General features: G+C 70.7%; 19 protein-coding genes and 2 pseudogenes. 18 read left to right on the top strand and 3 right to left on the bottom strand.

Annotation, left to right across the window (positions count from 1 at the left end):
- The first annotated feature begins 252 nt into the window (after nt 1-252).
- The 13 genes and pseudogenes from uvrC to BEK98_RS03220 form a co-directional block, all read left to right on the top strand.
- On the top strand, nt 253-2,340 hold the full coding sequence (uvrC, locus tag BEK98_RS03280) for an excinuclease ABC subunit UvrC (RefSeq protein ID WP_094214821.1): 2,088 nt from the start codon (nt 253-255) through the stop codon (nt 2,338-2,340).
- A complete protein-coding gene (gene rapZ / locus BEK98_RS03275) occupies nt 2,337-3,326 on the top strand; it encodes an RNase adapter RapZ (RefSeq protein WP_094214820.1) in 990 nt (329 codons plus the stop codon). The genes uvrC and rapZ overlap by 4 nt, the downstream gene beginning before the upstream one ends.
- Entirely contained in the window at nt 3,323-4,417 is a 1,095-nt protein-coding gene (locus BEK98_RS03270; RefSeq protein ID WP_094214819.1) for a gluconeogenesis factor YvcK family protein, read from the top strand. Before rapZ ends, BEK98_RS03270 begins: the two co-directional genes overlap by 4 nt.
- Nucleotides 4,408-5,397: a DNA-binding protein WhiA gene (gene whiA, locus BEK98_RS03265; RefSeq protein WP_094214818.1), complete on the top strand. Its 990-nt coding sequence runs from the start codon at nt 4,408-4,410 to the stop codon at nt 5,395-5,397. The genes BEK98_RS03270 and whiA overlap by 10 nt, the downstream gene beginning before the upstream one ends.
- Before the next feature lie 152 nt (nt 5,398-5,549).
- Entirely contained in the window at nt 5,550-8,504 is a 2,955-nt protein-coding gene (locus BEK98_RS03260; RefSeq protein WP_094214817.1) for a M14 family metallopeptidase, read from the top strand.
- 338 nt (nt 8,505-8,842) lie between these two features.
- Nucleotides 8,843-9,853 (top strand): type I glyceraldehyde-3-phosphate dehydrogenase, encoded by a 1,011-nt coding sequence (gene gap, locus BEK98_RS03255; protein WP_094214816.1) that lies wholly within the window; start codon nt 8,843-8,845, stop codon nt 9,851-9,853.
- A gap of 150 nt (nt 9,854-10,003) precedes the next feature.
- Nucleotides 10,004-11,215 carry a phosphoglycerate kinase gene (locus BEK98_RS03250; protein WP_094214815.1) on the top strand — a complete coding sequence of 404 codons (1,212 nt, stop codon included), beginning with the start codon at nt 10,004-10,006 and terminating at the stop codon, nt 11,213-11,215.
- A gap of 6 nt (nt 11,216-11,221) precedes the next feature.
- Nucleotides 11,222-11,998 carry a triose-phosphate isomerase gene (gene tpiA / locus BEK98_RS03245; protein WP_094214814.1) on the top strand — a complete coding sequence of 259 codons (777 nt, stop codon included), beginning with the start codon at nt 11,222-11,224 and terminating at the stop codon, nt 11,996-11,998.
- 102 nt (nt 11,999-12,100) lie between these two features.
- Nucleotides 12,101-12,331 carry a preprotein translocase subunit SecG gene (gene secG / locus BEK98_RS03240; protein WP_208642990.1) on the top strand — a complete coding sequence of 77 codons (231 nt, stop codon included), beginning with the start codon at nt 12,101-12,103 and terminating at the stop codon, nt 12,329-12,331.
- Between the two features lie 257 nt (nt 12,332-12,588).
- Entirely contained in the window at nt 12,589-12,876 is a 288-nt protein-coding gene (locus tag BEK98_RS03235; RefSeq protein ID WP_007448238.1) for an RNA polymerase-binding protein RbpA, read from the top strand.
- Between the two features lie 318 nt (nt 12,877-13,194).
- Nucleotides 13,195-13,494, top strand: a pseudogene (locus BEK98_RS03230) (MFS transporter); the annotation flags it as partial.
- 75 nt (nt 13,495-13,569) lie between these two features.
- Nucleotides 13,570-15,222, top strand: a complete 1,653-nt coding sequence (pgi, locus tag BEK98_RS03225; RefSeq protein ID WP_094214812.1) for a glucose-6-phosphate isomerase — start codon at nt 13,570-13,572, stop codon at nt 15,220-15,222.
- A 129-nt stretch (nt 15,223-15,351) separates the two neighbouring features.
- Nucleotides 15,352-15,834: pseudogene (locus BEK98_RS03220) on the top strand (DsbA family protein); the annotation flags it as partial.
- Nucleotides 15,835-15,903: 69 nt separating this feature from the next.
- Here BEK98_RS03220 and BEK98_RS03215 read toward each other — a convergent pair.
- From BEK98_RS03215 to BEK98_RS03205, 3 genes are read right to left on the bottom strand one after another with little or no spacing between them, the layout of a single operon-like run.
- Nucleotides 15,904-18,186: an FtsX-like permease family protein gene (locus BEK98_RS03215; protein WP_094214811.1), complete on the bottom strand. Its 2,283-nt coding sequence runs from the start codon at nt 18,184-18,186 to the stop codon at nt 15,904-15,906.
- Between the two features lie 35 nt (nt 18,187-18,221).
- Nucleotides 18,222-18,974 carry an ABC transporter ATP-binding protein gene (locus BEK98_RS03210; RefSeq protein WP_094214810.1) on the bottom strand — a complete coding sequence of 251 codons (753 nt, stop codon included), beginning with the start codon at nt 18,972-18,974 and terminating at the stop codon, nt 18,222-18,224.
- Complete coding sequence (locus BEK98_RS03205) at nt 18,971-19,486, bottom strand: PadR family transcriptional regulator (RefSeq protein WP_094214809.1); 516 nt, start codon at nt 19,484-19,486, stop codon at nt 18,971-18,973. Before BEK98_RS03205 ends, BEK98_RS03210 begins: the two co-directional genes overlap by 4 nt.
- Nucleotides 19,487-19,615: 129 nt before the next feature.
- Between BEK98_RS03205 and BEK98_RS03200 the strand changes: the two genes are divergently transcribed.
- From BEK98_RS03200 to BEK98_RS03180, 5 genes are all read left to right on the top strand, one after another.
- Entirely contained in the window at nt 19,616-20,881 is a 1,266-nt protein-coding gene (locus BEK98_RS03200) for an ABC transporter substrate-binding protein (RefSeq protein ID WP_094214808.1), read from the top strand.
- A 159-nt stretch (nt 20,882-21,040) separates the two neighbouring features.
- On the top strand, nt 21,041-22,657 hold the full coding sequence (locus tag BEK98_RS03195) for a glycoside hydrolase family 13 protein (RefSeq protein WP_208642988.1): 1,617 nt from the start codon (nt 21,041-21,043) through the stop codon (nt 22,655-22,657).
- 38 nt (nt 22,658-22,695) lie between these two features.
- Entirely contained in the window at nt 22,696-24,021 is a 1,326-nt protein-coding gene (locus BEK98_RS03190) for an ABC transporter substrate-binding protein (protein WP_094214807.1), read from the top strand.
- Nucleotides 24,022-24,029: 8 nt separating this feature from the next.
- Entirely contained in the window at nt 24,030-25,391 is a 1,362-nt protein-coding gene (locus tag BEK98_RS03185) for an ABC transporter permease (RefSeq protein ID WP_094214806.1), read from the top strand.
- On the top strand, nt 25,388-26,227 hold the full coding sequence (locus tag BEK98_RS03180) for a carbohydrate ABC transporter permease (RefSeq protein ID WP_094214805.1): 840 nt from the start codon (nt 25,388-25,390) through the stop codon (nt 26,225-26,227). The genes BEK98_RS03185 and BEK98_RS03180 overlap by 4 nt, the downstream gene beginning before the upstream one ends.
- Nucleotides 26,228-26,237 lie beyond the last annotated feature (10 nt).

Genomic DNA, 26,237 nt, shown 5'->3' with positions numbered 1-26,237 from the left:
CGGTCACGGCGCACTCCTGGCCGAGCCGCGACCCCCGGTCGCGCGGTCCGGGGCCGTCAGGTCCGCAGGAGTACCGACCGGGGTGCCCCGCCGGACGGGGCAGGAGGGGGCAGCATGGCCGGAAATGCCGCCCCCCGGGGGGGCAGCACAGCCAGGGGACGGCACCGACCGGCGCCGGGCGGGGGATCCGCGCCGGTGGGCGTTGTCCACAGCCCCGACGCGGTGTCGGTGCTCGCCAGTAGGGTGTGAGACATGGCCGACCCCTCCAGCTACCGCCCCAGGCCGGGTGAGATCCCGGACTCTCCGGGGGTGTACAGGTTCCGTGACGAGCACCGCCGGGTGATCTACGTCGGAAAGGCGAAGAGCCTGCGCCAGCGTCTGGCGAACTACTTCCAGGACCTGGCGAACCTGCACCCGCGCACCCGGACGATGGTGACCACCGCCGCGTCCGTGGAGTGGACCGTGGTGTCCACGGAGGTCGAGGCGCTGCAGCTGGAGTACTCCTGGATCAAGGAGTACGACCCCCGGTTCAACGTCAAGTACCGCGACGACAAGAGCTACCCGTACCTCGCGGTGACGATGAACGAGGAGTTCCCGCGCGTCCAGGTGATGCGCGGTCACAAGAAGAAGGGCGTCAGGTACTTCGGCCCGTACGGCCACGCCTGGGCCATCCGGGACACCGTCGACCTGCTGCTGCGGGTCTTCCCGGTGCGCACCTGCTCGGCGGGTGTCTTCAAGAACGCCGCCCGCACCGGCCGCCCCTGCCTGCTGGGCTACATCGGCAAGTGCTCCGCCCCCTGCGTCGGCCGGATCACCCCCGAGGACCACCGGGACCTGGCCGAGGAGTTCTGCGACTTCATGGCCGGCCGCACCGGCACCTACCTCCGCCGTCTGGAGAAGCAGATGATGGAGGCGGCCGAGGAGATGGAGTACGAGCGGGCCGCCCGCCTGCGCGACGACATCGAGGCCCTGAAGAAGGCCATGGAGAAGAGCGCGGTCGTCCTCGCCGACGCGACCGACGCCGACCTCATCGCCGTCGCCGAGGACGAGCTGGAGGCGGCCGTGCAGATCTTCCACGTGCGCGGCGGCCGGGTGCGCGGCCAGCGCGGCTGGGTGACCGACAAGGTCGAGGAGGTCACCACCGGCGCCCTCGTCGAGCACGCTCTGCAGCAGCTGTACGGCGAGGAGACCGGGGACGCCGTTCCCAAGGAGGTCCTGGTCCCGGCCCTGCCCGAGCCGGTCGAGCCGGCCCAGGAGTGGCTGACCGGCCGCCGCGGGTCGAACGTGTCGCTGCGCATCCCGCAGCGCGGCGACAAGAAGGCGCTCATGGAGACCGTGCAGCGCAACGCCCTGCAGGCCCTCGCCCTGCACAAGACCAAGCGCGCCTCCGACCTGACCACGCGCTCCCGGGCGCTGGAGGAGATCGCCGACGCCCTCGACCTGGACAGCGCCCCGCTCAGGATCGAGTGCTATGACATCTCGCACCTGCAGGGTGACGATGTGGTCGCGTCCATGGTCGTGTTCGAGGACGGCCTGCAGCGCAAGAGCGAGTACCGGCGCTTCCAGATCAAGGGCTTCGCCGGCCAGGACGACGTCCGCTCCATGCACGAGGTGATCACCCGCCGCTTCCGTCGCTACCTCGCCGAGAAGGAGAAGACGGGGGAGTGGACCGACGGCGAGGGTGCGCTCACCGACGGCGAGGACGTCCTCGGCGACGGCGAACCCCTCACCAGCTCCCTCAAGGACGACGACGGCCGCCCCAGGAAGTTCGCCTACCCGCCGCAGCTCGTCGTGGTGGACGGCGGGCAGCCGCAGGTCGCGGCGGCCCGGCGGGCGCTGGACGAGCTGGGCATCGACGACATCGCCGTGTGCGGCCTCGCCAAGCGCCTGGAGGAGGTCTGGGTACCCGGCGACGACGATCCGGTGGTCCTGCCCCGCACCAGCGAGGGCCTCTATCTGCTCCAGCGCGTCCGCGACGAGGCGCACCGCTTCGCGATCACCTATCAGCGCACCAAGCGTGCCAAGCGCTTCCGTGCCGGCCCCCTGGACGACGTGCCCGGCCTCGGCGAGACCCGCAAACAGGCGCTCATCAAGCATTTCGGCTCGGTGAAGAAGCTGCGGTCCGCCACAATCGAGCAGATCCAGGAGGTGCCCGGGATAGGCCGGAAGACGGCCGAGACGATTGCCGTGGCCCTCGCCCAGGCGGCTCCGGCCGCACCCGCCGTGAACACGGCGACCGGAGAGATCATTGATGACGAGGAACCCGATACGACGGCGGGTTCCTCGGGGGAGCCCGTGTCCGCGGGTCTCCCGGACGAACGACGGGGGCAGGAGAGATGACCGAGCACGACGCACAGCCCACAGCGGACCGAGATCAGACGGCCGCGGGGGAGCCGCAGCAGGCGGCTCAGGAAAACGGAGCACAGGTGAGTACGGATGCCACTCCGGCCGGGGCCCCCGAAGCGGCCATCCCCGAGCTGGTGATCATCTCCGGCATGTCCGGAGCGGGCCGGTCGACGGCCGCGAAGTGTCTGGAGGACCTCGGCTGGTTCGTCGTGGACAACCTCCCGCCGGCCCTGATCCCCACCATGGTGGAGCTGGGCGCCCGCTCCCAGGGCAACGTGGCGCGGATCGCGGTCGTCGTCGACGTACGCGGGCGGCGCTTCTTCGACAACCTGCGCGAGTCCCTCGCCGACCTCGACAGCCGGGCCGTCACGCGCCGGATCGTCTTCCTGGAGTCCTCGGACGACGCCCTGGTGCGCCGCTTCGAGTCGGTGCGCCGCCCGCACCCCCTCCAGGGCGACGGCCGCATCGTCGACGGCATCGCCGCCGAGCGCGAGCTGCTGCGTGAGCTGCGCGGCGACGCCGACCTGGTGATCGACACCTCCAGCCTCAACGTGCACGAGCTGCGCGCCAAGATGGACGCCCAGTTCGCGGGCGAGGAGGAGCCCGAGCTGCGGGCCACCGTGATGTCCTTCGGCTTCAAGTACGGCCTGCCGGTCGACGCCGACCTGGTCGCGGACATGCGGTTCCTGCCCAACCCGCACTGGGTCCCGGAGCTGCGCCCGTACACCGGCCTCAACGAGGAGGTCTCCGCCTACGTCTTCAACCAGCCCGGAGCCAAGGAGTTCCTCGACCGGTACGCCGAGCTGCTGCGGCTCATCGCGGCCGGCTACCGGCGCGAGGGCAAGCGGTATGTGACCATCGCCATCGGCTGTACCGGCGGCAAGCACCGCTCGGTCGCGGTGTCGGAGAAGCTCGCCGCGCGACTCGCGGCCGAGGGCGTGGAGACGGTGCTCGTACACCGGGACATGGGACGGGAATGACGGAACGTACACCGCGGCTGAGCAGGCTGCGCCGGGTGGTGCCGGAGGGTCGCTCGAGCCGTGCCGCGGCCGTTGCGCGGGCGGCTCGCCCCGCTGAGGTCCGCGGCGGCCGGGCCCGCCGGCGCGGCGCACAGCCCAAGGTCGTCGCCCTCGGCGGTGGCATGGGCCTGTCCGCCTCGCTCGCCGCGCTGCGCCGGATCACCGGCGACCTCACCGCCGTCGTCACGGTGGCCGACGACGGCGGCTCCAGCGGGCGCTTGCGCGACGAGCTGGGCGTGCTGCCCCCGGGCGATCTGCGCAAGGCCCTCGCCGCGCTGTGCGGTGACGACGACTGGGGCCAGACCTGGGCCCGGGTCATCCAGCACCGCTTCCAGTCCCAGGGCGACCTGCACGACCACGCGGTCGGCAACCTGCTGATCGTGGCCCTGTGGGAGCAGCTCGGCGACCACGTCCAGGCCCTGGACCTGGTCGGCAAGCTGCTCGGCGCGCACGGCCGGGTGCTCCCCATGTCCGCCGTACCGCTGGAGCTGCAGGCCCTGGTCAAGGGGCACGATCCGGAGCGCCCCGAGGACGTGGACACCGTGCGCGGGCAGGCGACCGTCGCCCTCACCCCCGGCGAGGTGCAGTCGGTGCACCTCGTGCCGCACGACCCGCCCGCCGTTCCCGAGGCCGTCGCCGCGGTCCTGGACGCGGACTGGGTGGTGCTCGGCCCCGGCTCCTGGTTCTCCTCGGTCATCCCGCACCTGCTCGTCCCGGAGCTGCTGGACGCCCTGACCGAGACCAAGGCGCGCAAGGTCCTGTCCCTGAACCTCGCCCCGCAGCCCGGAGAAACCGAGGGCTTCTCCCCGCAGCGTCATTTGGAGGTTTTGGGCCGACACGCCCCTAAACTCGCCCTGGACGTGGTGCTGGCCGACGAGGCCGCGGTGCCCGACCGCGACTCGCTCACCGAGGCCGCCAAGAGGCTGGGAGCCGCGGTCGAGCTGGCGCCGGTGGCCCGGACCGACGGCAGCCCCCGGCACGACCCGGAGCTGCTGGCCGCCGCGTACGACCGTATTTTTCGGATGCATGGAAGGATCGGCCCATGGCGATGACGGCAGCGGTGAAGGACGAGATCTCCCGGCTCCCCGTCACCCGGACCTGCTGCAGGAAGGCGGAGGTCTCCGCCATTCTGCGGTTCGCCGGCGGCCTTCACCTGGTGAGCGGGCGCATCGTGATCGAGGCGGAGCTGGACACCGCGATGGCGGCCCGCCGGCTCAAGCGGGACATCCTGGAGATCTTCGGCCACAGTTCGGAACTGATCGTGATGGCGCCCGGCGGCCTGCGCCGCGGCTCGCGCTACGTCGTGCGCGTGGTCGCGGGCGGCGACCAGCTGGCCCGCCAGACGGGCCTCGTCGACGGCCGGGGCCGCCCGATCCGCGGCCTGCCCCCGCAGGTGGTCTCCGGGGCCACCTGTGATGCGGAGGCGGCCTGGCGCGGGGCCTTTCTGGCGCACGGCTCGCTGACCGAGCCCGGCCGTTCCTCCTCCCTGGAGGTGACGTGCCCGGGCCCGGAGGCCGCGCTCGCGCTGGTGGGTGCCGCACGCCGGCTGTCCATCGCGGCGAAGGCCCGCGAGGTGCGCGGGGTGGACCGGGTCGTCGTGCGCGACGGTGACGCGATCGGCGCCCTGCTGACCCGGCTCGGTGCGCACGAGTCCGTGCTGGCCTGGGAGGAGCGCCGGATGCGGCGCGAGGTGCGGGCCACCGCCAACCGGCTCGCGAACTTCGACGACGCCAACCTGCGCCGCTCGGCCCGCGCCGCCGTGGCGGCCGGTGCCCGCGTCCAGCGCGCCCTGGAGATCCTCGGCGACGAGGTGCCCGAGCACCTCGCGGCCGCGGGCCAGCTGCGCATGGAGCACAAGCAGGCATCCCTGGAGGAGCTGGGCGCCCTCGCCGACCCGCCGCTGACCAAGGACGCGGTCGCCGGCCGTATCCGCCGTCTGCTGGCGATGGCCGACAAGCGCGCCGCCGACCTGGGCATCCCGGGCACGGAGGCCAACCTCAGCGAGGAGCTGGCCGACAACCTGGCGGGCTGACCCGAAACACCGTCAACTCGCCGGTGCCGACGTCCATTCGGGTGGTCGGCACCGGCGTTTGCGTGTCCATGAGGCGGTCTTGACTCGATCATGATGTGACATGAGCCTGGCAACCTGTTCGCCGCTGTGGCGGACTACCGGTAGGGGGGTTCATGAGACACAGAGCGAGATCGATCCTCGCTGTCGGCGCGCTCCTGATCGGGGGAGCGAGCCTTGCGCCCATCGCCCAGGCGCAGAGCGGAAGTCCCGCCCCGTCCGACCCCGACGAGGTCAAGGTCTTCCGAGCGGACGTCACCCAGAAGCAGATTCCCCTGCTCCTCAAGGCCGGGCAGGACGGCCATGAACTCGGCGAGCAGGTGGCCGGGCACGGGAAGACCACCGTCGAGGTCTACCTCACCGACGAGCAGGCGAGAAAGCTCGAGAAGCAGGGCGTCCACCTCGCCGAGCACACCCTCTCGGCCAGGGCCGAGGCCCGCGTCGAGGGCGCCGCCCAGGGCGTGTTCCGGCCCTACGGCGGCAGCGGAGGTCTGGAACAGGAGATCGTCCGGACCGGGCAGGCCCACCCGGATCTCGCCAAGGTCGAGTCCATCGGCAAGACGATCAATGGCCAGGACATCCTCGCGCTCAAACTGACCGGGAACGCGAAGAAGTCGAAGGACGGCTCCAAGCCCGCCGTGCTGTACATGTCCAACCAGCACGCGCGCGAGTGGATCACACCGGAGATGACCCGGCGTCTGATGCACTACTACCTGGACCATTACAAGACCGACAAGCGCGTCAAGAAGATCGTCGACTCCACCGAGCTGTGGTTCGTCATCTCGGCCAACCCCGACGGCTACGACTACACGTTCAAGGACTCCACCACCCGCCTGTGGCGCAAGAACCTGCGGGACGTCAACGGCGACGGCGTCATCGGCACGGGTGACGGCGTCGACCTCAACCGCAACTTCCCCTACAAGTGGGGCTACGACGACGAGGGTTCGTCCCCGAACCCCACCAGCCAGACCTACCGCGGCGCGAGCCCGGAGTCCGAGCCGGAGACCAAGGCCCTCGACGCCTTCGAGAAGCGCATCGGTTTCACCTACGGCATCAACTACCACTCCGCCGCCGAACTCCTCCTCTACGGCGTCGGCTGGCAGGTCGCCACCCCCACCCCGGACGACGTGCTCTACAAGGCGCTCGCCGGCACCCCGGACAACCCGGCCATCCCGGGCTACCGTTCGCAGGTCTCCTCGGAGCTGTACACGACCAACGGCGAAGCGGACGGCCACGCCTCGAACGTCAACGGCATGGCGATGTTCACCCCCGAGATGTCGACCTGCCAGACCGCGTCGGACATCGACCCGAACGACGCCTGGAACGCCGCCGACTGCCAGTCGGTCTTCAACTTCCCCGACGACGCGAAGCTGATCCAGCAGGAGTTCGAGAAGAACATCCCGTTCGCGCTCTCCGTCGCCGAGACCGCCGCCCACCCCGACCGGCCGGTCTCGTCGGTCGGCCTGAGCGCCGCCGACTTCACCCCGGCCGCATTCTCCATGTCGTACGCGCGGGGCGCGGACCAGGAGGTCTCGGTCGTCGTACGGAAGTCCGTGCGCGACAAGGAACTCAAGTACCGCGTCAACGGCGGCCGTACCCGGGACAGGGCGCTCAGGCACTGGAAGGGCGGCGAGACCTACGGCGGTGAGGACGACCTCTACTTCGACGAGTACCGGGCCAAGGTCCGGGACGGCGAACCGGGCGACAAGGTCGAGGTGTGGTTCACCGGCAGGACCAGGAGCGGCAAGAAGGTCTCCAGCTCCCACTTCACCTACACCGTCGCCGAGCGGCCCAGGGCCGACACCCTCGTCGTCGCCGAGGAGGGCGCGGCCGCCGCGCAGGCGCACACCTACGTGGACGCGCTGAAGGCGGCCGGGCACCGGGCGCTCGTGTGGGACGTCGCCACCCAGGGCGCGCCCGACGCGCTCGGCGTGCTGAAGCACTTCAGGACCGTCGTGCACTACTCGGGCGCGAGCGGACCGGCCAACGCCACCCAGCTCCAGCTGCGCGCCTACCTCAACGAGGGCGGCCGGCTGATCGAGGCCGGCGAGCTGGCCGGCGGCAGCGTCGACCTCGGCGACGGCACCCTCTCGGACGACTTCAGCCAGTACTACCTGGGCGCCTACAGCCGTACGTCGACCAAGGGAGCCACCGCCTTCACCGGCTCCGGCGCCCTCGACGGCTACACGGGCGCCGTCGGTGACGCGCCCGGCAACCCGCTCGACAAGGCCGGCACCTACGGCATCACCTCGGACGAGCTGCCCGCCGACACGTACCCGCAGTTCAAGAGCGCGGGCGCGGGCCGGTTCGCCGGGACCGTCAGCCCGTACGGACCGTACTCCGGCTCCTACATGGCCGCGGCCCTGCACACCGACGACGCCTACAAGCGCCTCACCCGCACCATCGACCTCACCGGAGTCGCTGCCGCCGGCCAGCCCGCCCTGCGCACCCGGCTGTTGTGGGACACCGAGCCCGGCTACGACCACGCGGTCGTCGAGGCCCACACCGTGGGCGCCGACGACTGGACGACCCTCCCGGAGGCCGGCGGGGCCACGAAGACGGCCGTACCGGCCGAGTGCGGGGCCGGGTTCCTGATCGGCGAGCACCCCTGGCTCAGGCACTACCTCACGCTCGCGGACAACGCCTGCACCGCGACCGGCACCACCGGTTCGTGGCACAGCCTCACCGGCAGCTCCGGCGGCTGGCAGCAGGTGAGCTTCGACCTGAGCGCGTACGCCGGCAAGTCCGTCGAGGTCTCCATCAGCTACATCACCGACCCGGGCAGCGGCGGGCACGGCGTCCTCGCCGACGACGCCTCGCTCGTGGTCGGCGGTACGGCGAAGGACACCGAGGGCTTCGAGTCGTCCCTGGGTGCCTGGAAGGCGGCCGGGCCGCCCGCGGGCAGCCCGGCGGTCCTCAAGGACTGGACGCGCACCGGAACGCTCTTCCAGACCTTCGGAGCGGTCACCACCGAGGACACCGTGCTGCTCGGCTTCGGCCTGGAGCAGGTGCCGTCGGCGGCCGACCGGGCGGCGCTGCTGAAGAAGGCGTTCGCCTCGCTCGAAGGATGAGACGGCGCTCGACGGATGAGACGGTCCCGCTCAACAGGTGAGCGGGACCCCCTCTCAACGGTGCGCGAAAGCGTCACGCATCAGGTGAGCCGACCCGCTCACGAACGAGTGAAAAGTGGGTCCGCGGGCATCGGCATTACATAACAAAGAGGCGCGAAACGACCCCCGATTCCGGGCGGTCCGTACCCTACTGACGGGTACGGACCGCCTGCCCGTGTATGCGGCATCTCGATGTCACTCAGGGGCCCCCAGAGGGGTAGGGTCGGGGGTGGTCGGGGACATCCCAAATACAGCTCGCCGGCACCGCATGGCCGGCGTACCAACGAGGAGATCGGTTCGTGACGATCCGCGTAGGCATCAACGGCTTCGGCCGTATCGGGCGTAACTACTTCCGCGCACTGCTGGAGCAGGGTGCCGACATCGAGGTTGTGGCTGTCAACGACCTGGGTGACACCGCGACCACCGCTCACCTGCTGAAGTACGACACCATCCTGGGTCGCCTCAAGCAGGAGGTCTCCCACACCGCCGACACGATCACCGTCGACGGTCACACCATCAAGGTGCTCTCCGAGCGCAACCCGGCCGACATCCCCTGGGGTCAGCTGGGTGTCGACATCGTCATCGAGTCCACCGGCATCTTCACGAAGAAGGACGACGCCGCGAAGCACATCGCCGGCGGCGCCAAGAAGGTCCTCATCTCGGCTCCGGCCAAGGACGAGGACATCACCATCGTGATGGGCGTCAACCAGGACAAGTACGACCCGGCGAACCACCACGTCATCTCCAACGCCTCCTGCACCACCAACTGTGTGGCGCCGATGGCGAAGGTCCTCGACGAGAACTTCGGCATCGTCAAGGGCCTGATGACGACGGTCCACGCGTACACCAACGACCAGCGCATCCTGGACTTCCCGCACTCGGACCTGCGCCGTGCCCGCGCCGCCGCCGAGAACATCATCCCGACCACCACGGGCGCCGCCAAGGCCACCGCCCTGGTCCTCCCGCAGCTCAAGGGCAAGCTGGACGGCATCGCCATGCGCGTTCCGGTCCCGACCGGCTCGGCCACCGACCTGGTGGTGACCCTCCAGCGCGAGGTCACCAAGGACGAGGTCAACGCCGCGTTCAAGAAGGCCTCCGAGGACGGCGACCTCAAGGGCTACCTGTCCTACACCGAGGACCAGATCGTCTCCTCGGACATCGTGGGCGACCCGGCCTCCTGCACCTTCGACTCCTCCCTGACCATGGTCCAGGAGGGCAACTCGGTGAAGATCCTCGGCTGGTACGACAACGAGTGGGGCTACTCCAACCGCCTCGTGGACCTCACGGTCTTCGTCGGCAACCAGCTCTGATCGGCCGTAGCAGGCAACTGATGCGTCACACAGGGCTCGGGCAGCGCAGCGTCGCGCTGTCCGAGCCCTGATGCGCGTGCAGGCCGCCCCGGCCGACCTGCGAAGATCGGCCCTCGTAGGAACAAGAGCCCTCCTCAGGAGTCCCCTCTCATGAAGACCATCGACGAACTTCTCACCGCGGGTGTGGACGGCAAGCGGGTCTTCGTCCGCGCCGACCTCAACGTCCCGCTCGCCGACGGCGTCATCACCGACGACGGTCGCATCCGCGCCGTCCTGCCCACCGTCAAGGCCCTCGCCGAGGCGGGCGCCAAGGTGGTCGTCGCCTCGCACCTGGGCCGTCCCAAGGGCGCCCCGGACCCCGCCTTCTCGCTGCTGCCCGCCGCCGAGCGGCTCGGTGAACTCCTCGGCGCGCCGGTCGCGTTCGCCCAGGACACCGTCGGCCCCGCCGCCCACGACGCCGTGAACGGCCTCCAGCCCGGCCAGGTCGCGGTCATCGAGAACCTGCGCTTCAACGCCGGCGAGACCTCCAAGGACGACACCGAGCGCGGCGAGTTCGCCGACCGGCTCGCGGCTCTCGCCGACGTCTACGTCGGTGACGGCTTCGGCGCCGTGCACCGCAAGCACGCCTCCGTGTACGACCTCCCGGCCCGCCTGCCGCACTACGCCGGCTACCTGATCGCCACCGAGGTCGGCGTCCTGAAGAAGCTCACCGAGGACGTCAAGCGCCCCTACGTCGTCGCGCTCGGCGGCGCCAAGGTCTCCGACAAGCTCGCCGTCATCGACGAGCTGCTCGGCAAGGCCGACCGCTTGCTCATCGGCGGCGGCATGGCCTACACCTTCCTCAAGGCCAAGGGCTACGAGGTCGGCATCTCCCTCCTCCAGGAGGACCAGGTCCCGGTCGTCACCGAGTACATGGCGCGCGCCGAGAAGCAGGGCGTCGAGCTGCTGCTCCCCGTGGACGTCGTGGTCTCCCCGGAGTTCCCGGACCTGAAGGCCAAGGCTCCCACCGAGAACACCGTGGTCGACGCGGACAAGATCCCCGCCGACCAGGAGGGGCTGGACATCGGCCCCAGGACCCGAGAGCTGTACGCCTCGAAGCTCGCCGACGCCCGGACCGTCTTCTGGAACGGCCCCATGGGCGTCTTCGAGCACCCCGACTACGCCGAGGGCACCAAGGCGGTCGCCCAGGCCCTCGTGGAATCCGACGGCTTCACCGTCGTCGGCGGCGGCGACTCCGCCGCGGCCGTGCGTACGCTCGGCTTCGACGAGAACGCATTCGGCCACATCTCGACCGGTGGCGGCGCCTCCCTCGAATACCTCGAGGGCAAGACGCTCCCCGGCCTCGCCGCACTGGAGGACTGACCCTTTATGAGCACGCGCACGCCGATCATGGCGGGCAACTGGAAGATGAACCTCAACCACCTCGAGGCCATCGCGCACGTCCAGAAGCTCGCCTTCGCCCTGGCCGACAAGGACTACGAGGCCGTCGAGGTCGCCGTCCTGCCGCCCTTCACCGACCTGCGCTCCGTGCAGACCCTGGTCGACGGCGACAAGCTCAAGATCAAGTACGGCGCCCAGGACATCTCGCAGCACGACTCCGGCGCCTACACCGGCGAGATCTCCGGCCCGATGCTGGCCAAGCTGAAGTGCACCTACGTGGTGATCGGCCACTCCGAGCGCCGCCAGTACCACAACGAGACCGACGAGCTGGTGAACGCCAAGGTCAAGGCCGCCTACAAGCACGGCCTGACCCCGATCCTGTGCGTCGGCGAGGAGCTGGACGTCCGCGAGGCGGGCAACCACGTCACGCACACGCTCGCCCAGGTCGAGGGCGGTCTGAAGGACCTCCCGGCCGAGCAGGCCGAGACCGTCGTGATCGCCTACGAGCCCGTCTGGGCCATCGGTACCGGCAAGGTCTGCGGCGCCGAGGACGCCCAGGAGGTCTGCGCCGCCATCCGCGCCAAGATCGCCGAGCTGTACTCCCAGGAGCTGGCCGACCAGGTCCGCATCCAGTACGGCGGCTCCGTGAAGTCCGGCAACGTCGCCGAGATCATGGCGAAGGCCGACATCGACGGCGCCCTCGTGGGCGGCGCGTCGCTGGACGCCGACGAGTTCGTCAAGATCGTGCGCTTCCGCGACCAGTGAGTATGCGCTAGACGCGATTCGTCGTACCCTGGCGGGGGCACAGCCGTGGTGCGGTGCCCCCGTCGTCCATCCGAATCCGAGGAAGTTGGTCCAGCCGTGGTTTTGGGGTTCTCGATCGCCCTGATCGTCTTCAGCCTGCTGCTGATGCTGCTGGTGCTGATGCACAAGGGGAAGGGCGGCGGCCTCTCCGACATGTTCGGTGGCGGCATGCAGTCGTCCGTCGGCGGCTCCTCGGTCGCCGAGCGCAACCTCGACCGCATCACCGTCGTGATCGGTCTGCTGTGGTTCGCGAGCATCGTCGTCCTCGGCATCCTGATGAAGACGAACAGCTGAGCGGCGTCTCGCAAGCACATACATTCCGTACGTAAGGCCCCATGTTCGGTACGCGCTCGTGAGCGCGGCCTATCATGGGGCTTGCGTCTAGGTGTGGGGGCTGTAACTCCAATCACTGGACGCGCGTTGGGCCTTACGTAGACTGAGGCGCTCGCGGCGAAGCGGAACGCCGACTCGCTTCGCGGCACCATCACGCAGGGAGTTACACCGTGGCAAGTGGCAACGCGATCCGAGGAAGTCGGGTCGGGGCGGGGCCGATGGGCGAGGCCGAGCGCGGCGAGTCCGCGCCGCGTCTGCGCATCTCCTTCTGGTGCTCCAACGGGCACGAGACGCAGCCGAGCTTCGCCAGCGACGCACAGGTGCCCGAGACCTGGGACTGCCCGCGCTGCGGCTTCCCGGCCGGCCAGGACCGGGACAACCCGCCGGACCCGCCGCGCACCGAGCCGTACAAGACCCACCTCGCGTACGTACGGGAGCGGCGCAGCGACGCGGACGGCGAGGCGATCCTCGCCGAGGCGCTCGCCAAACTGCGCGGCGAGATCTAGGACTTGTCATCGGCCGGGTACCCCAGGGTGCCTGGCCGAAGCGTTCCTCCCCTTGCGCCCGGCCGATTGTCAGTGGCACCCCCTACGGTTTTCGTGAAGGCGTGAACCGCGAGGGGGAGTTGTGACGGCGGTCGAGGCGGCACGGTCAGGTGCGCCCGCGTGGCGCGGGGGACCAGGGCGGTTGTGGAGTGCCGCGGTGCTCTCCAGCTTCGGTGACGCGCTGCGTACGGCCGCGTTGCCACTGCCGGCCGCCTCGCTGCCCGCCGCCGCTGATCGCCGCCGGAGCGGCCCTCCGCCACCCTGGTCGTCCTGGTGACCGGCCGGCTGGTGGGGGTGTTCGCCGTCTTCGGGGTCATGGGCATGGTGTGGAACGTCAACACGATGACCCTGATGCAGCAGCGCAGCCCCGCCGAGCTGCTCGGCCGGGTCGGCGCGGCCCTGCGGACCCTGGCCGGCGCCGGAGTGCCCCTGGGTGCCCTGCTGGGCGGTGCCGTCGTGACCGCCTTTGGCCTCTACACCCCGCCGCTGCTCACGGCCGCGCTGATACCCGCGCGCAAGCCGGACGTACCTGTTGTTGCCCCGCAGGACGGCATCACAACAGCTCGTGACACTCGCTGATCAACTAGGTTGGATCCGGCAGCGGGGCAAGGTACGCAGCAGGACAGGTCGCAGGAAAGAAGGCTGAAGTCGGATATGAACGCAGACGGCCGTACCAGGCTCAACCAGACGCCCGAGTGGACCGCTCTCACCAAGCACCGGGAGGAGCTGGCCGACACCCATCTGCGGGACCTGTTCGCCGCCGATCCGGAGCGCGGCGCCGGGTACACCCTCCAGGTCGGTGACCTGTACATCGACTACTCGAAGCACCTGGTCACCGACGAGACGCTGCGGCTGCTGCGCGAGCTGGCCGCCGCGACGGACGTCTTCGGGCTGCGGGACGCCATGTTCCGCGGCGAGAAGATCAACGTCACCGAGAACCGGGCGGTGCTGCACACCGCGCTGCGTGCTCCCCGGGACGCCGTGATCGAGGTCGACGGCGAGAACGTCGTCCCGGCCGTGCACGCCGTGCTGGACAAGATGAGCGGCTTCGCGGAGCGCGTGCGTTCGGGTGAATGGACGGGGCACACCGGCAAGCGCATCAGGAACGTGATCAACGTCGGCATCGGCGGCTCCGACCTGGGCCCCGCGATGGCCTACGAGGTGCTGCGCAGCTTCACCGACCGCGACCTCACCGTCCGCTTCGTCTCCAACGTGGACGGCGCCGACCTGCACGAGGCCACCCGCGACCTGGACCCGGCCGAGACGCTCTTCATCATCGCCTCCAAGACCTTCACCACCATCGAGACGATCACCAACGCCACCTCGGCCCGGACCTGGCTGCTCGACGCGCTCGGTGCCGAGTCCGCGGTGGCCAGGCACTTCGTGGCCCTGTCGACCAACGCCGAGAAGGTCGCCGAGTTCGGTATCGACCCGGACAACATGTTCGAGTTCTGGGACTGGGTCGGCGGACGGTACTCGTACGACTCCGCGATCGGCCTCTCGCTGATGATCGCCATCGGCCCGGAGCGGTTCCGGGAGATGCTGGACGGCTTCCATCTCGTCGACGAGCACTTCCGCACCGCGCCCGCCGAGGCCAACGTGCCGCTGCTGCTGGGCCTGTTGGGGATCTGGTACGACAACTTCCACGACGCCCAGTCGCACGCGGTGCTGCCGTACAGCCACTACCTCTCCAAGTTCACCGCCTATCTCCAGCAGCTGGACATGGAGTCCAACGGCAAGTACGTGGCGCGGGACGGCAAGCGGGTCGAGTGGCAGACCGGTCCGGTGGTGTGGGGTACGCCCGGCACCAACGGGCAGCACGCCTACTACCAGTTGATCCACCAGGGCACCAAGCTCATCCCGGCGGACTTCATTGGCTTCGCCGAGCCGGTCGCCGAGCTGAGCGGTGAACTCAAGGCCCAGCACGACCTGTTGATGGCCAACTTCTTCGCCCAGACCCAGGCGCTGGCCTTCGGCAAGACGGCCGAGGAGGTCCGTGCGGAGGGCGTGCCGGAGGAGCTGGTCCCGCACAAGACGTTCCCGGGCAACCGGCCGACGACCACGATCCTCGCGCGCGAGCTGACCCCGTCCGTGCTCGGCCAGCTCGTCGCCCTCTACGAGCACAAGGTGTTCGTCCAGGGCGCGGTCTGGAACATCGACTCCTTCGACCAGTGGGGCGTGGAGCTGGGCAAGGTCCTCGCCAAGCGCGTCGAACCGGCCCTGACCGAGGGTGCGGAGGTCCCCGGCCTGGACGCCTCCACGAAGGCGCTGGTCGCCAGGTACCGGGAGCTGCGCGGCCGGAGCTGACCGCCCGCCGCCGCGGCGACGATTTTCCTGTGCGTTTTCTGTGCGCGCCCCCTGGGGTTCCGCTGAATTCAGGGGAGGACATGCACGGGACGTAGGGGGGCGCTGCGGCGGTCGCGGACGCCCGCGGTCATGGCGGAGGTCAAGCCGGCCTACTCCGGTCTGGCGGATGTGCCGGAGCGGCTGGAGGCCGACGGGACGACCGTCACCGTGGGCGGCCCGGACGCCAGGGTGACGGTGCACCTGTACGAGGATCCGCGGTGCCCGGTGTGCGAGGAGTTCGAAAGCACCGGGGGCGCCCCGCAGCTGCGCGCGGCAACCATCCGGCGGAAGGCGAAGACGGAGTTCACCCTCGCCTCCTTCCTGGACGACCGGCTCGGCGGCAGTGGTTCCGGGAAGGCGGTCAACGCCCTGCGGGCCGCGCTGGACGCGGGCAAGTTCGCCGAGCACCACGACCTGCTCTACGCCACCCAGCCCGCCGAGAGCGTCGACGGCTTCACCGACGCCTACCTGCTCAGGCTGGCAGGGCGGATCCACGGGCTGCGTAGTCCGGCCTTCGACTCGGCCGTCAGGACCATGAAGTACCGCTCGTTCGTGACCACCTCCCAGAAGGTGTACGAACGAGCGGGCGGCGCCGAGGACCCCCAGGGGCCGAGCAGCTCGGGGCGGGCCCGGGGGAGTAGCTCAGGCCACCGCGCTCAGCGTGTCCGCCAGCCGTCGGCGCGCCGCCCGGGCCGCGGGCAGCGCGGCCAGGGCCCCGGCCCCCAGCACGGCGCCCGCGCCCAGCAGGAGCAGCAGGCCGGGCGAGGGCGACTGGGCGATACCGGCGCCGATGCCGCTGGAGCTGCCCTGGGCGTCGATCAGCCGGTGCGCCAGCGGCAGCCCCAGGGCCGTACCGGCGAGGACCGCGGCCAGGGCCGTACAGGTCGTCGCCGTGACGGTGATCGCGGTGATCTGCCGGGGAGACATGCCGATCGCCCGGAGGGCGAGCATGTCCCGCTCGCCCTCCCGGACGCTCCCGCCGATCGCGGTGAGCAGCTCGACGAGCCCGATGAGGGCGAGCACGGCGATCAGTCCGGCGACGACCGCGCGCAGCGGGGACAGCCCGTCGGCCGGGTTGGTCACGGCGTGCACGTCCAGGTGTCCGCGGCCGGCCGTGGTCAGGGCGGAGGCGACCCGCTGCGGGTCGGCGCCCGGGCGCAGCCGCAGCTGGTAGAAGGCCGGGGACAGCCGCGGGTCGTTCTCGCGCAGGGTGTCCAGGGAGGTCGTCACGACCCGGCCCGCGTTCTGCGGTTCGATGCTGCGGCCCACGATGTGCAGGATCTGCGGCTCCTCGCCCACCGTCATCCGCACCCAGTCCCCGACCCGCACGTGCAGCAGGTCCAGCAGGCCCTGGCCGGCCACGGCCTCGTCCGGTCCGTGCGCGGCCCGGCCCTCGGCGAGGGTGTAGGGGTAGGGCCGGGTGCGCGTGCCGAGGCCGCGCAGGGCGATGGTCCCGGTCTGGCCGGGAACCAGCGCGGCGATCTCGACGCCCGGGTAGGCGGCGGTGACCTGGTGGTTCGCCGCCAGCAGAGCCCGTACGTCCGGGTCGCCGAGCCCGCCGTCCGAGCGGAGGGTGAGCGCCGTCGGCAGGCCCACCCGTTCCGGGCTGCTGTGGAAGCGGTCGATGGTGGTCCACGCGCTGAGCGCCACCACGATCAGCAGCAGGGGCAGTGCCAGCCGGGCCACGCCGGCCAGTGACCGGCCGCGGCCCGCGAACGCCTTGTGGCAGCCCAGGACCAGCGCGGCCGGCAGCCGCAGCCCCAGGGCACGGCGGGCCAGTCCGGTCAGCCGGCCGCCCGCCGGAGCCGCCGGGCGGGGCACCGGCACCGGTGGCACCCGGCCCGCCCGCCAGGCCGCGAGTCCCGTGGTCAGGCCGATGAGCAGCACCGCCGCCACGGGCACGGCGGACAGCGCCGCGGTGTGCCCCGGCAACCCCTGCCACACGCCCACCGCGTCGCCGAGCCGCCCCGGGATCCGGGTGCCGAGACCCTCGGTCACCGCGGCCGCGGCCACCGCCCCCAGCACGGCGTACGCCAGGTGCTGGAGCAGGAAGATCCGCACGACCTGGCCCGGCGTGAAGCCGATCGCCTTCAGCACCGAGATGTCCCGCAGGTGGCCCCGGATGCGGGTGCCGATCGCCCCGTGCACGGCGAAACCCGCGGCGACCAGGGCGCCGAGCCCGAACAGGCCGAGCACCTGGCCGAGCAGCCGGTTCTCGCCCTGGGCGTCGGCCCGCGCCTGCTGCCAGGTGGAGACCTCGCCGACCGCGCCCGCGCCCAGGACGGTGACGGCACGCTGGACCGCGTAGTCCGTGTCGGCCGGGTCCTTCAGACGCAGCCCGGTCACCTGGCCGCCGGGGGCCCGTACGGCGGACGGCAGCGCCCAGACGAGCCCCGGCTGTGCGCCCGGGCTGTAGCCGGGCTCCGCGCTGTCGGCGATGCCCTCGACGGTGAGCGTGCGGGCGGTGCCGGGCAGTGTGAGGGTGTCGCCGGGTTCGGCCAGCAGGGCCCGGGCCAGCCGGCCCTCCAGGACCACGCCGTCCGGCTCGGCCGGGTCCAGCCAGTGTCCCGAGGTGAGCAGCGGGCGCCCGACGGAGGGCAGCTGCGGGGTGCCGCGCAGCTCCACGGAGGCACGGGTGCCGCGGGAGGCGACGGTGACGGACTCGGTGCGGTAGGGGCCGGCCACCGACTCGACGCCGTCCAGCCCGGCGAGCCGGTGGGCGTCGGCGGAGGCGGCCGTGTGGATCCAGACATGGGCCCCGCGGGCCTGGGTGAAGGTCCGCTGCCAGGGGTTGGTGGCGTAGCCGAAGAGGGCGGCGGCCAGCAGCAGCGAGGCGACGATGCCGGCGGTGGCGAGCGTGATGAACAGCGCCTCGCCGCGGTGCGTGCGCAGATCGGAGTGGGCCCAGCGCAGGGTGGCTCGCACGGCTCAGTCCCCGGCCCCGGGCAGTCGGCGCGCCATCAGTCCCTCAGCTCCAGCACACCCGAGGTCCCGGGCTTGCGGGACGGGGTGCCGTCCAGCGCGGCGTCGTCGGCTATCCGGCCGTCGAAGAAGCTGATCACCCGGTCGGCCGCGCTGGCCAGCCGGGCGTCGTGGGTGACAAGTACGATGCTCTGCCCGCGCCCGTGGAAGCGGGACAGCAGCCGCATCACCTCGCGGGTGCCCTTGCTGTCGAGGCTGCCGGCGGGCTCGTCCGCCAGCAGCAGCGGCGGATGGTTGACCAGGGCGCGGGCGAGCGCGACCCGCTGCTGCTCGCCGCCGGACAGCTCGCCCGGCATGCTGCGCTCCTTGCCCTCCAGACCCAGCTCGGCCAGGAGCGTCTCGCGCTCGGCCCGGGCCCGCTTCGGCGGGACGCCGGCGAGGAGGGCGGGCAGCTCGACGTTGTCGGCGACCGACAGGTTCGACACCAGGTTGAAGAACTGGAAGACGATCCCGATGGCCTTCCTGCGCTCCACCGCCCAGCGCGCCTCGCTGAAGGAGTCCGTGCAGCGGCCGTCGAGCCAGACGCTGCCCTCGTCCGGCCGCTGCAGGCCGCCGAGCAGGTGCAGCAGCGTGGACTTGCCGGCGCCGGACGGTCCGGTGATCGCCACGAACTCGCCCCGGGCGACGCTCAGGTCGACCCCGCGGACGGCACGCGCGGGCGCGCCCTCGCCGTGGTGGGTCTTCACCAGACCCTCGGCGCGCAGCAGGGGAACAGCAGAGCCGTCACTCACTCCAGCTCCTCCAGTTCCTCCTGGCACCGCTCCAGCCAGTCCAGGTCGGCCTGCAGGTGCAGCATCGCGCCCTCGATGAGCAGATGGGCGATTCGGTTGTCCCGGTTCTCGGCCGCGGCCAGCTTCGACAGGTTGCGCATGGTGTTGAGGTACTGGCGCCGCTGTCTGTTGATGAGGGCGATCTGCTCGGCGAGACCGGTCTGCGGGGCGAGCGCGAGCTTCATGAAGAACTCGTCCCGGACCCGCGGCTCGTCCTCGGTCTCCTCGAACCAGGCGTGCAGCGCCTCTCGCCCGGCGTCGGTGAGGTGGTAGACCTTCTTGTTGGGCCGGCTGGACTGCTCGACGTCCTCGCCCTCGATCAGTCCCGACTTCTCGAGGCGGCCGAGGGTCACGTAGATCTGGCCGACGTTCGGCTGAGGGTACGCGGCACCCAGCAGTAGCTCAAGGTCCTGCTTCAGCTCGTAGCCGTGGGCCGGGCCGCGCGCGAGGAGTGCCAGGAGGGGCAGGCGCACTCGTGCTGTCCTCCTGTCTGCTCAATGTGCTCCAGGCCCTAGTATCGCCCATACCTAACAGGTATACATGGCCTCTGACCGCCGGGCGAGGGTGCCCGTGGCCGGGTGTACGTGTTCAGGGAGGAACCTATGCGGTGGATACGCGCCGCCGGTAGGGGGCTCCTGGTTCTCGCCGTGGTCATGAGCGGGTACATGGCGTCCGGCGCGCACGCCGACGAGCGTGACCGGCGCGGTCCGCTCACCCTGGCCACCGCCGGTGACCTCACCGGGTACCTCGGCCCGCTCCTCGAGGGCTGGAACCGTACGCATCCCGCCGAGAAGGTCACCCTCGTCGAGCTGCCGGACTCCGCCGACGAGACCCACGCGCAGATGACCACCGACCTGCGCGGCGGCGACCGGGGCCGGTTCGACGTCCTCAACATCGACGTCAACTGGACCTCGGAGTTCGCGGCCGCCGGCTGGATCCGCCCGCTGCCCCGCGACCGCTTCCCGCTGAAGAGCTTCCTGCCACCGGTCGTGGACACGGCCACGTACGACGGGCGGCTGTACGCCGTGCCGTACGTCACCAACGCCGGACTGCTGCTGTACCGCAAGGACGTCCTCGCCAAGGAGGGCGTGCCGCCGCCGCGCACCTGGGCCGAGCTGGAGCACGACGCGAAGACCATCGCGCCCAGGTACGGCCTGGACGGGTACGCGGGCCAGTTCCTGCCCTACGAGGGTCTGACCGTCAACGCGGCCGAGGCCGTGTACTCGGCGGGCGGCACCATCCTCGGCGACGAGGGCACCCGCGTCACCGTCGACTCGGACGCGGCCCGTGAGGGCATCGGCTTCCTCGCCCGCGGCCTGCGCGAGGGCTGGATCCCGAAGGCGGCGCTGACGTACAAGGAGGAGGAGTCCAAGCAGGCCTTCCAGGACGGCCGGCTGCTCTTCCTGCGCAACTGGCCCTATGCCTACGCCCTGGCCTCGGCCAAGGGCTCCAAGGTCGCCGGCCGGATCGGCGCCGTACCGCTGCCCGGGCCCGACGGGCCGGGGAAGAGCGTCCTCGGCGGCTCCAACCTGGCCGTCAACACCCACGCCCGGCACCCCGACTCGGCCGCGCGTCTGATCGCGTACCTCACCAGCGAGGGCGTCCAGCGCCAGGTGCTCACGCGGGGCTCACTGCCGCCCGTGCGCGCCGCGCTCTACGAAGACCCCACGCTCGTACGGCGGTTCCCCTATCTGCCGACCCTGCGCACGGCCGTCCTCACGGCCGCTCCGCGCCCCAAGAGCCCGCACTACGACCAGGTCAGTCTGGTGGTGCAGGCGGTCGTGCAGGACGCGCTGACCGGGCACGAGACGCCTGCGGCGGCGGTGCGGCGGCTGGCGCGCGAGCTGGCCGCCGTTTCCGGTCGCTAGCTTCTTCGCGGGCTACATCTCTAGTTACATGTTAGGTAACGCGGACATCTCATCTGTCTTCAGAGTGCCCCGATAAGTCCATATTCGTTACCCCAACTCACCAGTAGTCTCCGTTCTTTTCATTGACACCCTCGCGACACGCCTACCTAACATGCATGCATGCTGAGTAAGTACCACTGGTGGCGTGACGCGGTGATCTACCAGGTCTACGTCCGCAGCTTCCTCGACAGCACCGGCGACGGCATCGGCGATCTGGCCGGGGTCCGCGCGGGACTGCCGTACCTGAAGAAGCTCGGCGTCGACGGGATCTGGCTGAGCCCCTTCTATCCCTCGCCCCAGCACGACCACGGTTACGACGTCGCCGACTACTGCGGTGTCGACCCGCTCTTCGGCGATCTCGCCGAGTTCGACCTGCTGATGGCGGCCGCCCGGCGGCTCGGGATCAGGGTGCTCCTGGACATCGTCCCGAACCACTGCTCCAGCGAGCACCCGTGGTTCCGCGAGGCCCTCGCCGCCGAGCCGGGCAGCCCGGCCCGCGCCCGCTTCCACTTCGCCGACGGACGTGGTCCCGACGGCTCCGAGCCGCCCAACAACTGGCACGCCATGTTCGGCGGCCCGGCCTGGACCAGAGTGGGCGACGGCCAGTGGTACCTGCACATGTTCACGCCCGAACAGCCCGACTGGAACTGGCGCGACCCCGAGATCCCCGCCGAGTTCGACCGGGTCCTGCGCTTCTGGCTGGACCGGGGTGTGGACGGCTTCCGCATCGACGTCGCCGCCGGCCTCTACAAGCACCCCGAACTGCCCGACTCCGACGACCCGGAGGCCGACGCCCGCACCCGCGACTCGGTCAACCCGCTCGCCTGGAACCAGCCCGAGGTGCACGACGTGTGGCGGCGCTGGCGCTCGCTGTGCGAGGAGTACGCGGCCCGCGACGGCCGTGAACGCCTCCTCGTCGGCGAGGTCTCCGTCCCCACCGCCCGCGAACACGCCCAGTACGTCCGCCCGGACGAACTCCACCAGGCCTTCTTCTTCGACCTGCTCAGCGCCCCCTGGGACGCCGACTCCTTCCGCAAGGTCATCTCCGAGGCCATGCAGGACATAGCCGGCACGGGCTCGACGGTCACCTGGGTCCTCAACAACCACGACCAGGTCCGCACCGTCACCCGCTACGGCGAACCCACCCCGCAGGGCAGCGGCCTCGGCGCCGCCCGCGCCCGCGCCGCCGCGCTGCTGATGCTGGCGCTGCCCGGAGCCGCGTACATCTACCAGGGCGAGGAGCTGGGTCTGCCGGAGGTCGTCGACCTGCCGGACGACGTGCTCACCGATCCGATCTTCCACCGCACCGGAAGCCGTGCCCGCATCCGCGACGGCTGCCGGGTGCCGCTGCCGTGGTCCGGGCAGGCCTCCCCGTTCGGCTTCACCTCCGGCGCCGAGAGCGCCAAGCCCTGGCTGCCGCAGCCCGCCTACTTCGCCGAGTACGCCACCGACCGCGCCCTCGCCGACACCCGCTCCTTCTGGCACCTGTACCGCGATGGCCTGCAACTGCGCTCCTCGTTGCCCCAGTTGGGCGAGGGCACGCTGCACTGGCTGGACACCCCGCCGGGCGTGCTCGCCTTCGCCCGCGGTGACGGCCTCGTCTGCGCCGTCAACTTCGGTACGTCCCCCACGCCCGCGCCGGCCTCCGGTACGCCCCTGCTGTCCAGCGGTCCCTGCCCGGCCGGGGTGCTGCCCGGCTCCACGGCCGCCTGGTGGCTCAGCGACTCCGCGCTCTGAGCCTCCGTCAACTCCCACCCCTCGAAGGGACATCAACGATGATGCGACGCCGTACCACCCTGCTCACGAGCTGCACCGCCCTCGCCCTGGCCCTCGGCGCGACCGCCTGTGGCGGCGGCCCGGTCACCGCGGGCGGTGGCGACAAGTCGCTCAGCGGCCAGACGGTCACCGTGGCCGGTGTCTGGTCCGGCAGCGAGCAGAAGAACTTCCAGAAGGTGCTGGACGCGTTCACCGCGAAGACCGGCGCCAAGACCCAGTTCGTCTCCACCGGCGACAACGTCTCCACGGTCGTCGGCAGCAAGATCGAGGGCGGCAACGCGCCCGACGTCGTGATGGTCCCGCAGGTCGGCGTGCTCCAGCAGTTCGCGAAGAAGGGCTGGCTCAAGCCGCTGTCCCCGACCGCCGAGCAGACGGTCGACGCCGACTTCGCACCCGTGTGGAAGAAGTACGGCAGCGTCGACGGCTCCCTCTACGGCCTCTACTTCAAGGCCGCCCACAAGTCGACGGTCTGGTACAGCCCCGACGCCCTCGCCCAGGCCGGCGTCAAGCCGCCGAAGACCTACGACGCGATGCTCAAGGCCGGACACACCGTCTCCGACTCCGGGCTCGCGGCCTTCGCCGTCGCCGGGCAGGACGGCTGGACGCTCACCGACTGGTTCGAGAACATCTACCTCTCCCAGGCCGGACCCGAGAAGTACGACGCCCTCGCCGCCCACAAGCTGAAGTGGACGGACTCTTCCGTCGTCCAGGCGCTGACCACGCTCGGCAAGCTCTTCAAGGACAAGCAGCTCATCGCGGGCGGCCAGAAGGAGGCGCTGAACACCGACTTCCCCAGCTCGGTCGAGAAGGTCTTCGGGCCCAAGCCCGAGGCCGGCATGGTCTACGAGGGCGACTTCGTCGCCGGGGTGGCCCACGACCAGTTCCAGAGGACCATCGGCAAGGACGCGGACTTCTTCCCGTTCCCCGCGGTCGGCGGCGGCACCGCACCGGTGGTCAGCGGCGGCGACGCGGCCGTCGTCCTCAAGGACGGCAAGAACGCCAAGGCCGGCATGAAGCTCCTGGAGTACCTGGCCACCCCGGAGGCGGCCGCCGTGTGGGCGAAGGCGGGCGGCTTCCTGTCCCCGAACAAGAAGCTCGACCTCTCCTCGTACAGCGACGACGTCACCCGGGCCACCGCCAAGTCGCTGGTCGGCGCGGGCGACTCGGTCCGCTTCGACATGTCCGACCAGGCACCGGCGGCCTTCGGCGGCACCAAGGGCGCGGGGGAGTGGAAGCTGCTCCAGGACTTCCTGCGCGACCCCTCCGACCCGAAGGGCACCGCGGCGAAGCTGGAGTCCGCGGCGGCCAAGGCCTACCAGGACTGAGTGAACCCATGACCGCCACCACACTCGTGCACAAGGAGGCGGGTCCGCGGGCCGCCGGCGCGGCCCGCGGGCGCCGCGGCCGGCGGCGCGCCCGGACCGTCGCCCTGCTCTTCGTCTTCCCCGCCCTGCTCCTGCTCGGCGCCCTCGTCGTCTACCCGGTGCTGTTCTCCGTCGGCCGCAGCTTCTTCGACGCCTCCGGCACCCGGTTCGTGGGCGGCGACAACTACGCCGAGATGTTCCGCGACCCGGCGACCCTGAAGGCCATCCGCAACACCGTCATCTGGGTGGTCGTTGCCCCGGCCCTGCTCACCGGCCTCGGCCTGATCCTGGCCGTCCTGGTGGAGAAGGTGCGCTGGGCCACCGCCTTCAAGCTCCTGCTGTTCATGCCGATGGCGGTGTCCTTCCTCGCCGCCGGCATCATCTTCCGGCTCGCCTACGACGAGGACCCGAACAAGGGTGTCCTCAACGCCGCCGTGGTCTCCGTCCACGACGCCTTCACGGGGACCTCGTCGTATCCGACGGCGCGAGCGCGCGACGGCCAGGGGCTCACTCATGGTCGGGACGGCTCGTACCTGACGGACGCGGACCTGTCCCCGGGCCGCTCGGTGGCCCTCGGCCTGGTGGGCGTCCTGCCCAAGGACCTGCCGAAGGGCGCCTCGCCCGCCTACCCGGCCGCCGGGCGCAAGGCCGGCGCCGGTGAACTGCGCGGTGTCGTCTACCTGGACTTCACGCCCGGCGGGGGAGGGAAGCAGGGCAGGGTCGACCCGAAGGAGAGCGGCCTGCCCGGCCTGAAGGTCGAGGCGCTGCGCGACGGGAAGACGGTCGCGAGTACGACGACCGCGTCCGACGGCGCCTTCCGCTTCTCGGGGCTCGACCAGGGCTCGTACACGGTGAAGCTGCCCGCGTCGAACTTCGCGCCGCCCTACCAGGGGGTCTCCTGGCTCGGTCCGACGCTCGTCACACCGGCGATCATCGGCGCGTACCTGTGGATCTGGACCGGTTTCGCGATGGTGCTGATCGGCGCGGGTCTGTCCACGCTGCCCCGGGACGCGCTGGAGGCGGCCCGGATGGACGGGGCGAACGAGTGGCAGATCTTCCGCCGGATCACCGTCCCGCTGCTCGCCCCTGTCCTCACCGTGGTCTTCGTGACCCTCGTGATCAACGTGATGAAGGTCTTCGACCTCGTCTACATCATCGCGCCGGGGCCGGTGCAGGAGGACGCCACCGTCCTCGCGACCCAGATGTGGCTGGTGTCCTTCGGCGGCGGCAACAACCAGGGCCTGGGCAGTGCGCTCGGTGTGCTGCTCCTGCTCCTGGTGATCCCCGCGATGGTCTTCAACGTCCGCCGTTTCCGAAGGAGTCAGCGATGAACGCGGTCAGGCGTGGCCTGGGCAACGGTCTCGTGCAGGCGTTCCTCGTGGTGATCGGCCTGGTGTGGCTGACGCCGCTGGCGGGGCTGTTCGTGTCCTCGCTGCGGTCGGCGCGGGACACGGCCAAGGGCGGCTGGTGGACGGCGCTGGCCAGTCCGGGTCAGCTGTCCTTCGACAACTACTCGGCACTGCTGAAGAACGCCGGCATGACGCAGGCCTTCTGGAACACCGTGCTGATCTCGGTGCCGGCGACCACCCTGGTCGTCGTCATCGCGGCGCTCGCCGGATACGCCTTCGCCTGGCTGGACTTCCCCGGCCGCGAGCCGCTCTTCCTGCTGGTGGTGGCCCTGTTGGTGGTGCCGGTGCAGATCGGGCTGCTGCCGGTGGCCAAACTCTTCGGCCAGCTGGGGCTGTTCGGCACGATTCCCGGCGTGGTCCTCTTCCACGTCGCGTACGGCCTCCCCTTCGCGGTGTTCCTGCTGCGGAACTACTTCGCGGAGATGCCGAAGGAGATGCTGGAGGCGGCGCGGATGGACGGTGGCAGTGAGTGGCGTATCTTCACCCGGCTGGTCCTGCCGGTGGGCCGGCCCGCGATCGCCTCGCTCGCCATCTTCCAGTTCCTCTGGGTCTGGAACGACATGCTGGTCGCCCTGCTCTTCGCCGACAGCTCGTCCCAGCCGCTGACGGTTGAACTCCAGTCCCAGATCCGGCAGTTCGGCAGCAACATCGATGTCCTGGCGCCGGGGGCGTTCCTGTCCCTGATCGTGCCGGTGGTGGTGTTCTTCGCGTTCCAGCGGCACTTTGTGCAGGGGGTGATGGCCGGTTCGGTGAAGTAGTGGAAAAGCG

It is taken from the genome of Streptomyces diastatochromogenes, assembly GCF_002242805.1.
Lineage (GTDB): Bacteria > Actinomycetota > Actinomycetes > Streptomycetales > Streptomycetaceae > Streptomyces > Streptomyces diastatochromogenes.
Note: the sequence above shows the minus strand (reverse complement) of the source record. Positions and strands in the feature narration are given on the sequence as shown.

Excerpts from the sequence above, each read along its gene's own strand:
- tpiA (WP_094214814.1), top strand. The coding sequence starts at position 11,222 with ATGAGCACGCGCACGCCGATCATGGCGGGCAACTGGAAGATGAACCTC.
- BEK98_RS03195 (WP_208642988.1), top strand. The coding sequence starts at position 21,041 with ATGCTGAGTAAGTACCACTGGTGGCGTGACGCGGTGATCTACCAGGTC.
- rapZ (WP_094214820.1), top strand. The coding sequence starts at position 2,337 with ATGACCGAGCACGACGCACAGCCCACAGCGGACCGAGATCAGACGGCC.
- BEK98_RS03180 (WP_094214805.1), top strand. The coding sequence starts at position 25,388 with ATGAACGCGGTCAGGCGTGGCCTGGGCAACGGTCTCGTGCAGGCGTTC.
- BEK98_RS03200 (WP_094214808.1), top strand. The coding sequence starts at position 19,616 with ATGCGGTGGATACGCGCCGCCGGTAGGGGGCTCCTGGTTCTCGCCGTG.
- BEK98_RS03270 (WP_094214819.1), top strand. The coding sequence starts at position 3,323 with ATGACGGAACGTACACCGCGGCTGAGCAGGCTGCGCCGGGTGGTGCCG.
- BEK98_RS03260 (WP_094214817.1), top strand. The coding sequence starts at position 5,550 with ATGAGACACAGAGCGAGATCGATCCTCGCTGTCGGCGCGCTCCTGATC.
- BEK98_RS03185 (WP_094214806.1), top strand. The coding sequence starts at position 24,030 with ATGACCGCCACCACACTCGTGCACAAGGAGGCGGGTCCGCGGGCCGCC.
- BEK98_RS03190 (WP_094214807.1), top strand. The coding sequence starts at position 22,696 with ATGATGCGACGCCGTACCACCCTGCTCACGAGCTGCACCGCCCTCGCC.
- BEK98_RS03235 (WP_007448238.1), top strand. The coding sequence starts at position 12,589 with ATGGGCGAGGCCGAGCGCGGCGAGTCCGCGCCGCGTCTGCGCATCTCC.
- BEK98_RS03250 (WP_094214815.1), top strand. The coding sequence starts at position 10,004 with ATGAAGACCATCGACGAACTTCTCACCGCGGGTGTGGACGGCAAGCGG.
- pgi (WP_094214812.1), top strand. The coding sequence starts at position 13,570 with ATGAACGCAGACGGCCGTACCAGGCTCAACCAGACGCCCGAGTGGACC.
- whiA (WP_094214818.1), top strand. The coding sequence starts at position 4,408 with ATGGCGATGACGGCAGCGGTGAAGGACGAGATCTCCCGGCTCCCCGTC.
- uvrC (WP_094214821.1), top strand. The coding sequence starts at position 253 with ATGGCCGACCCCTCCAGCTACCGCCCCAGGCCGGGTGAGATCCCGGAC.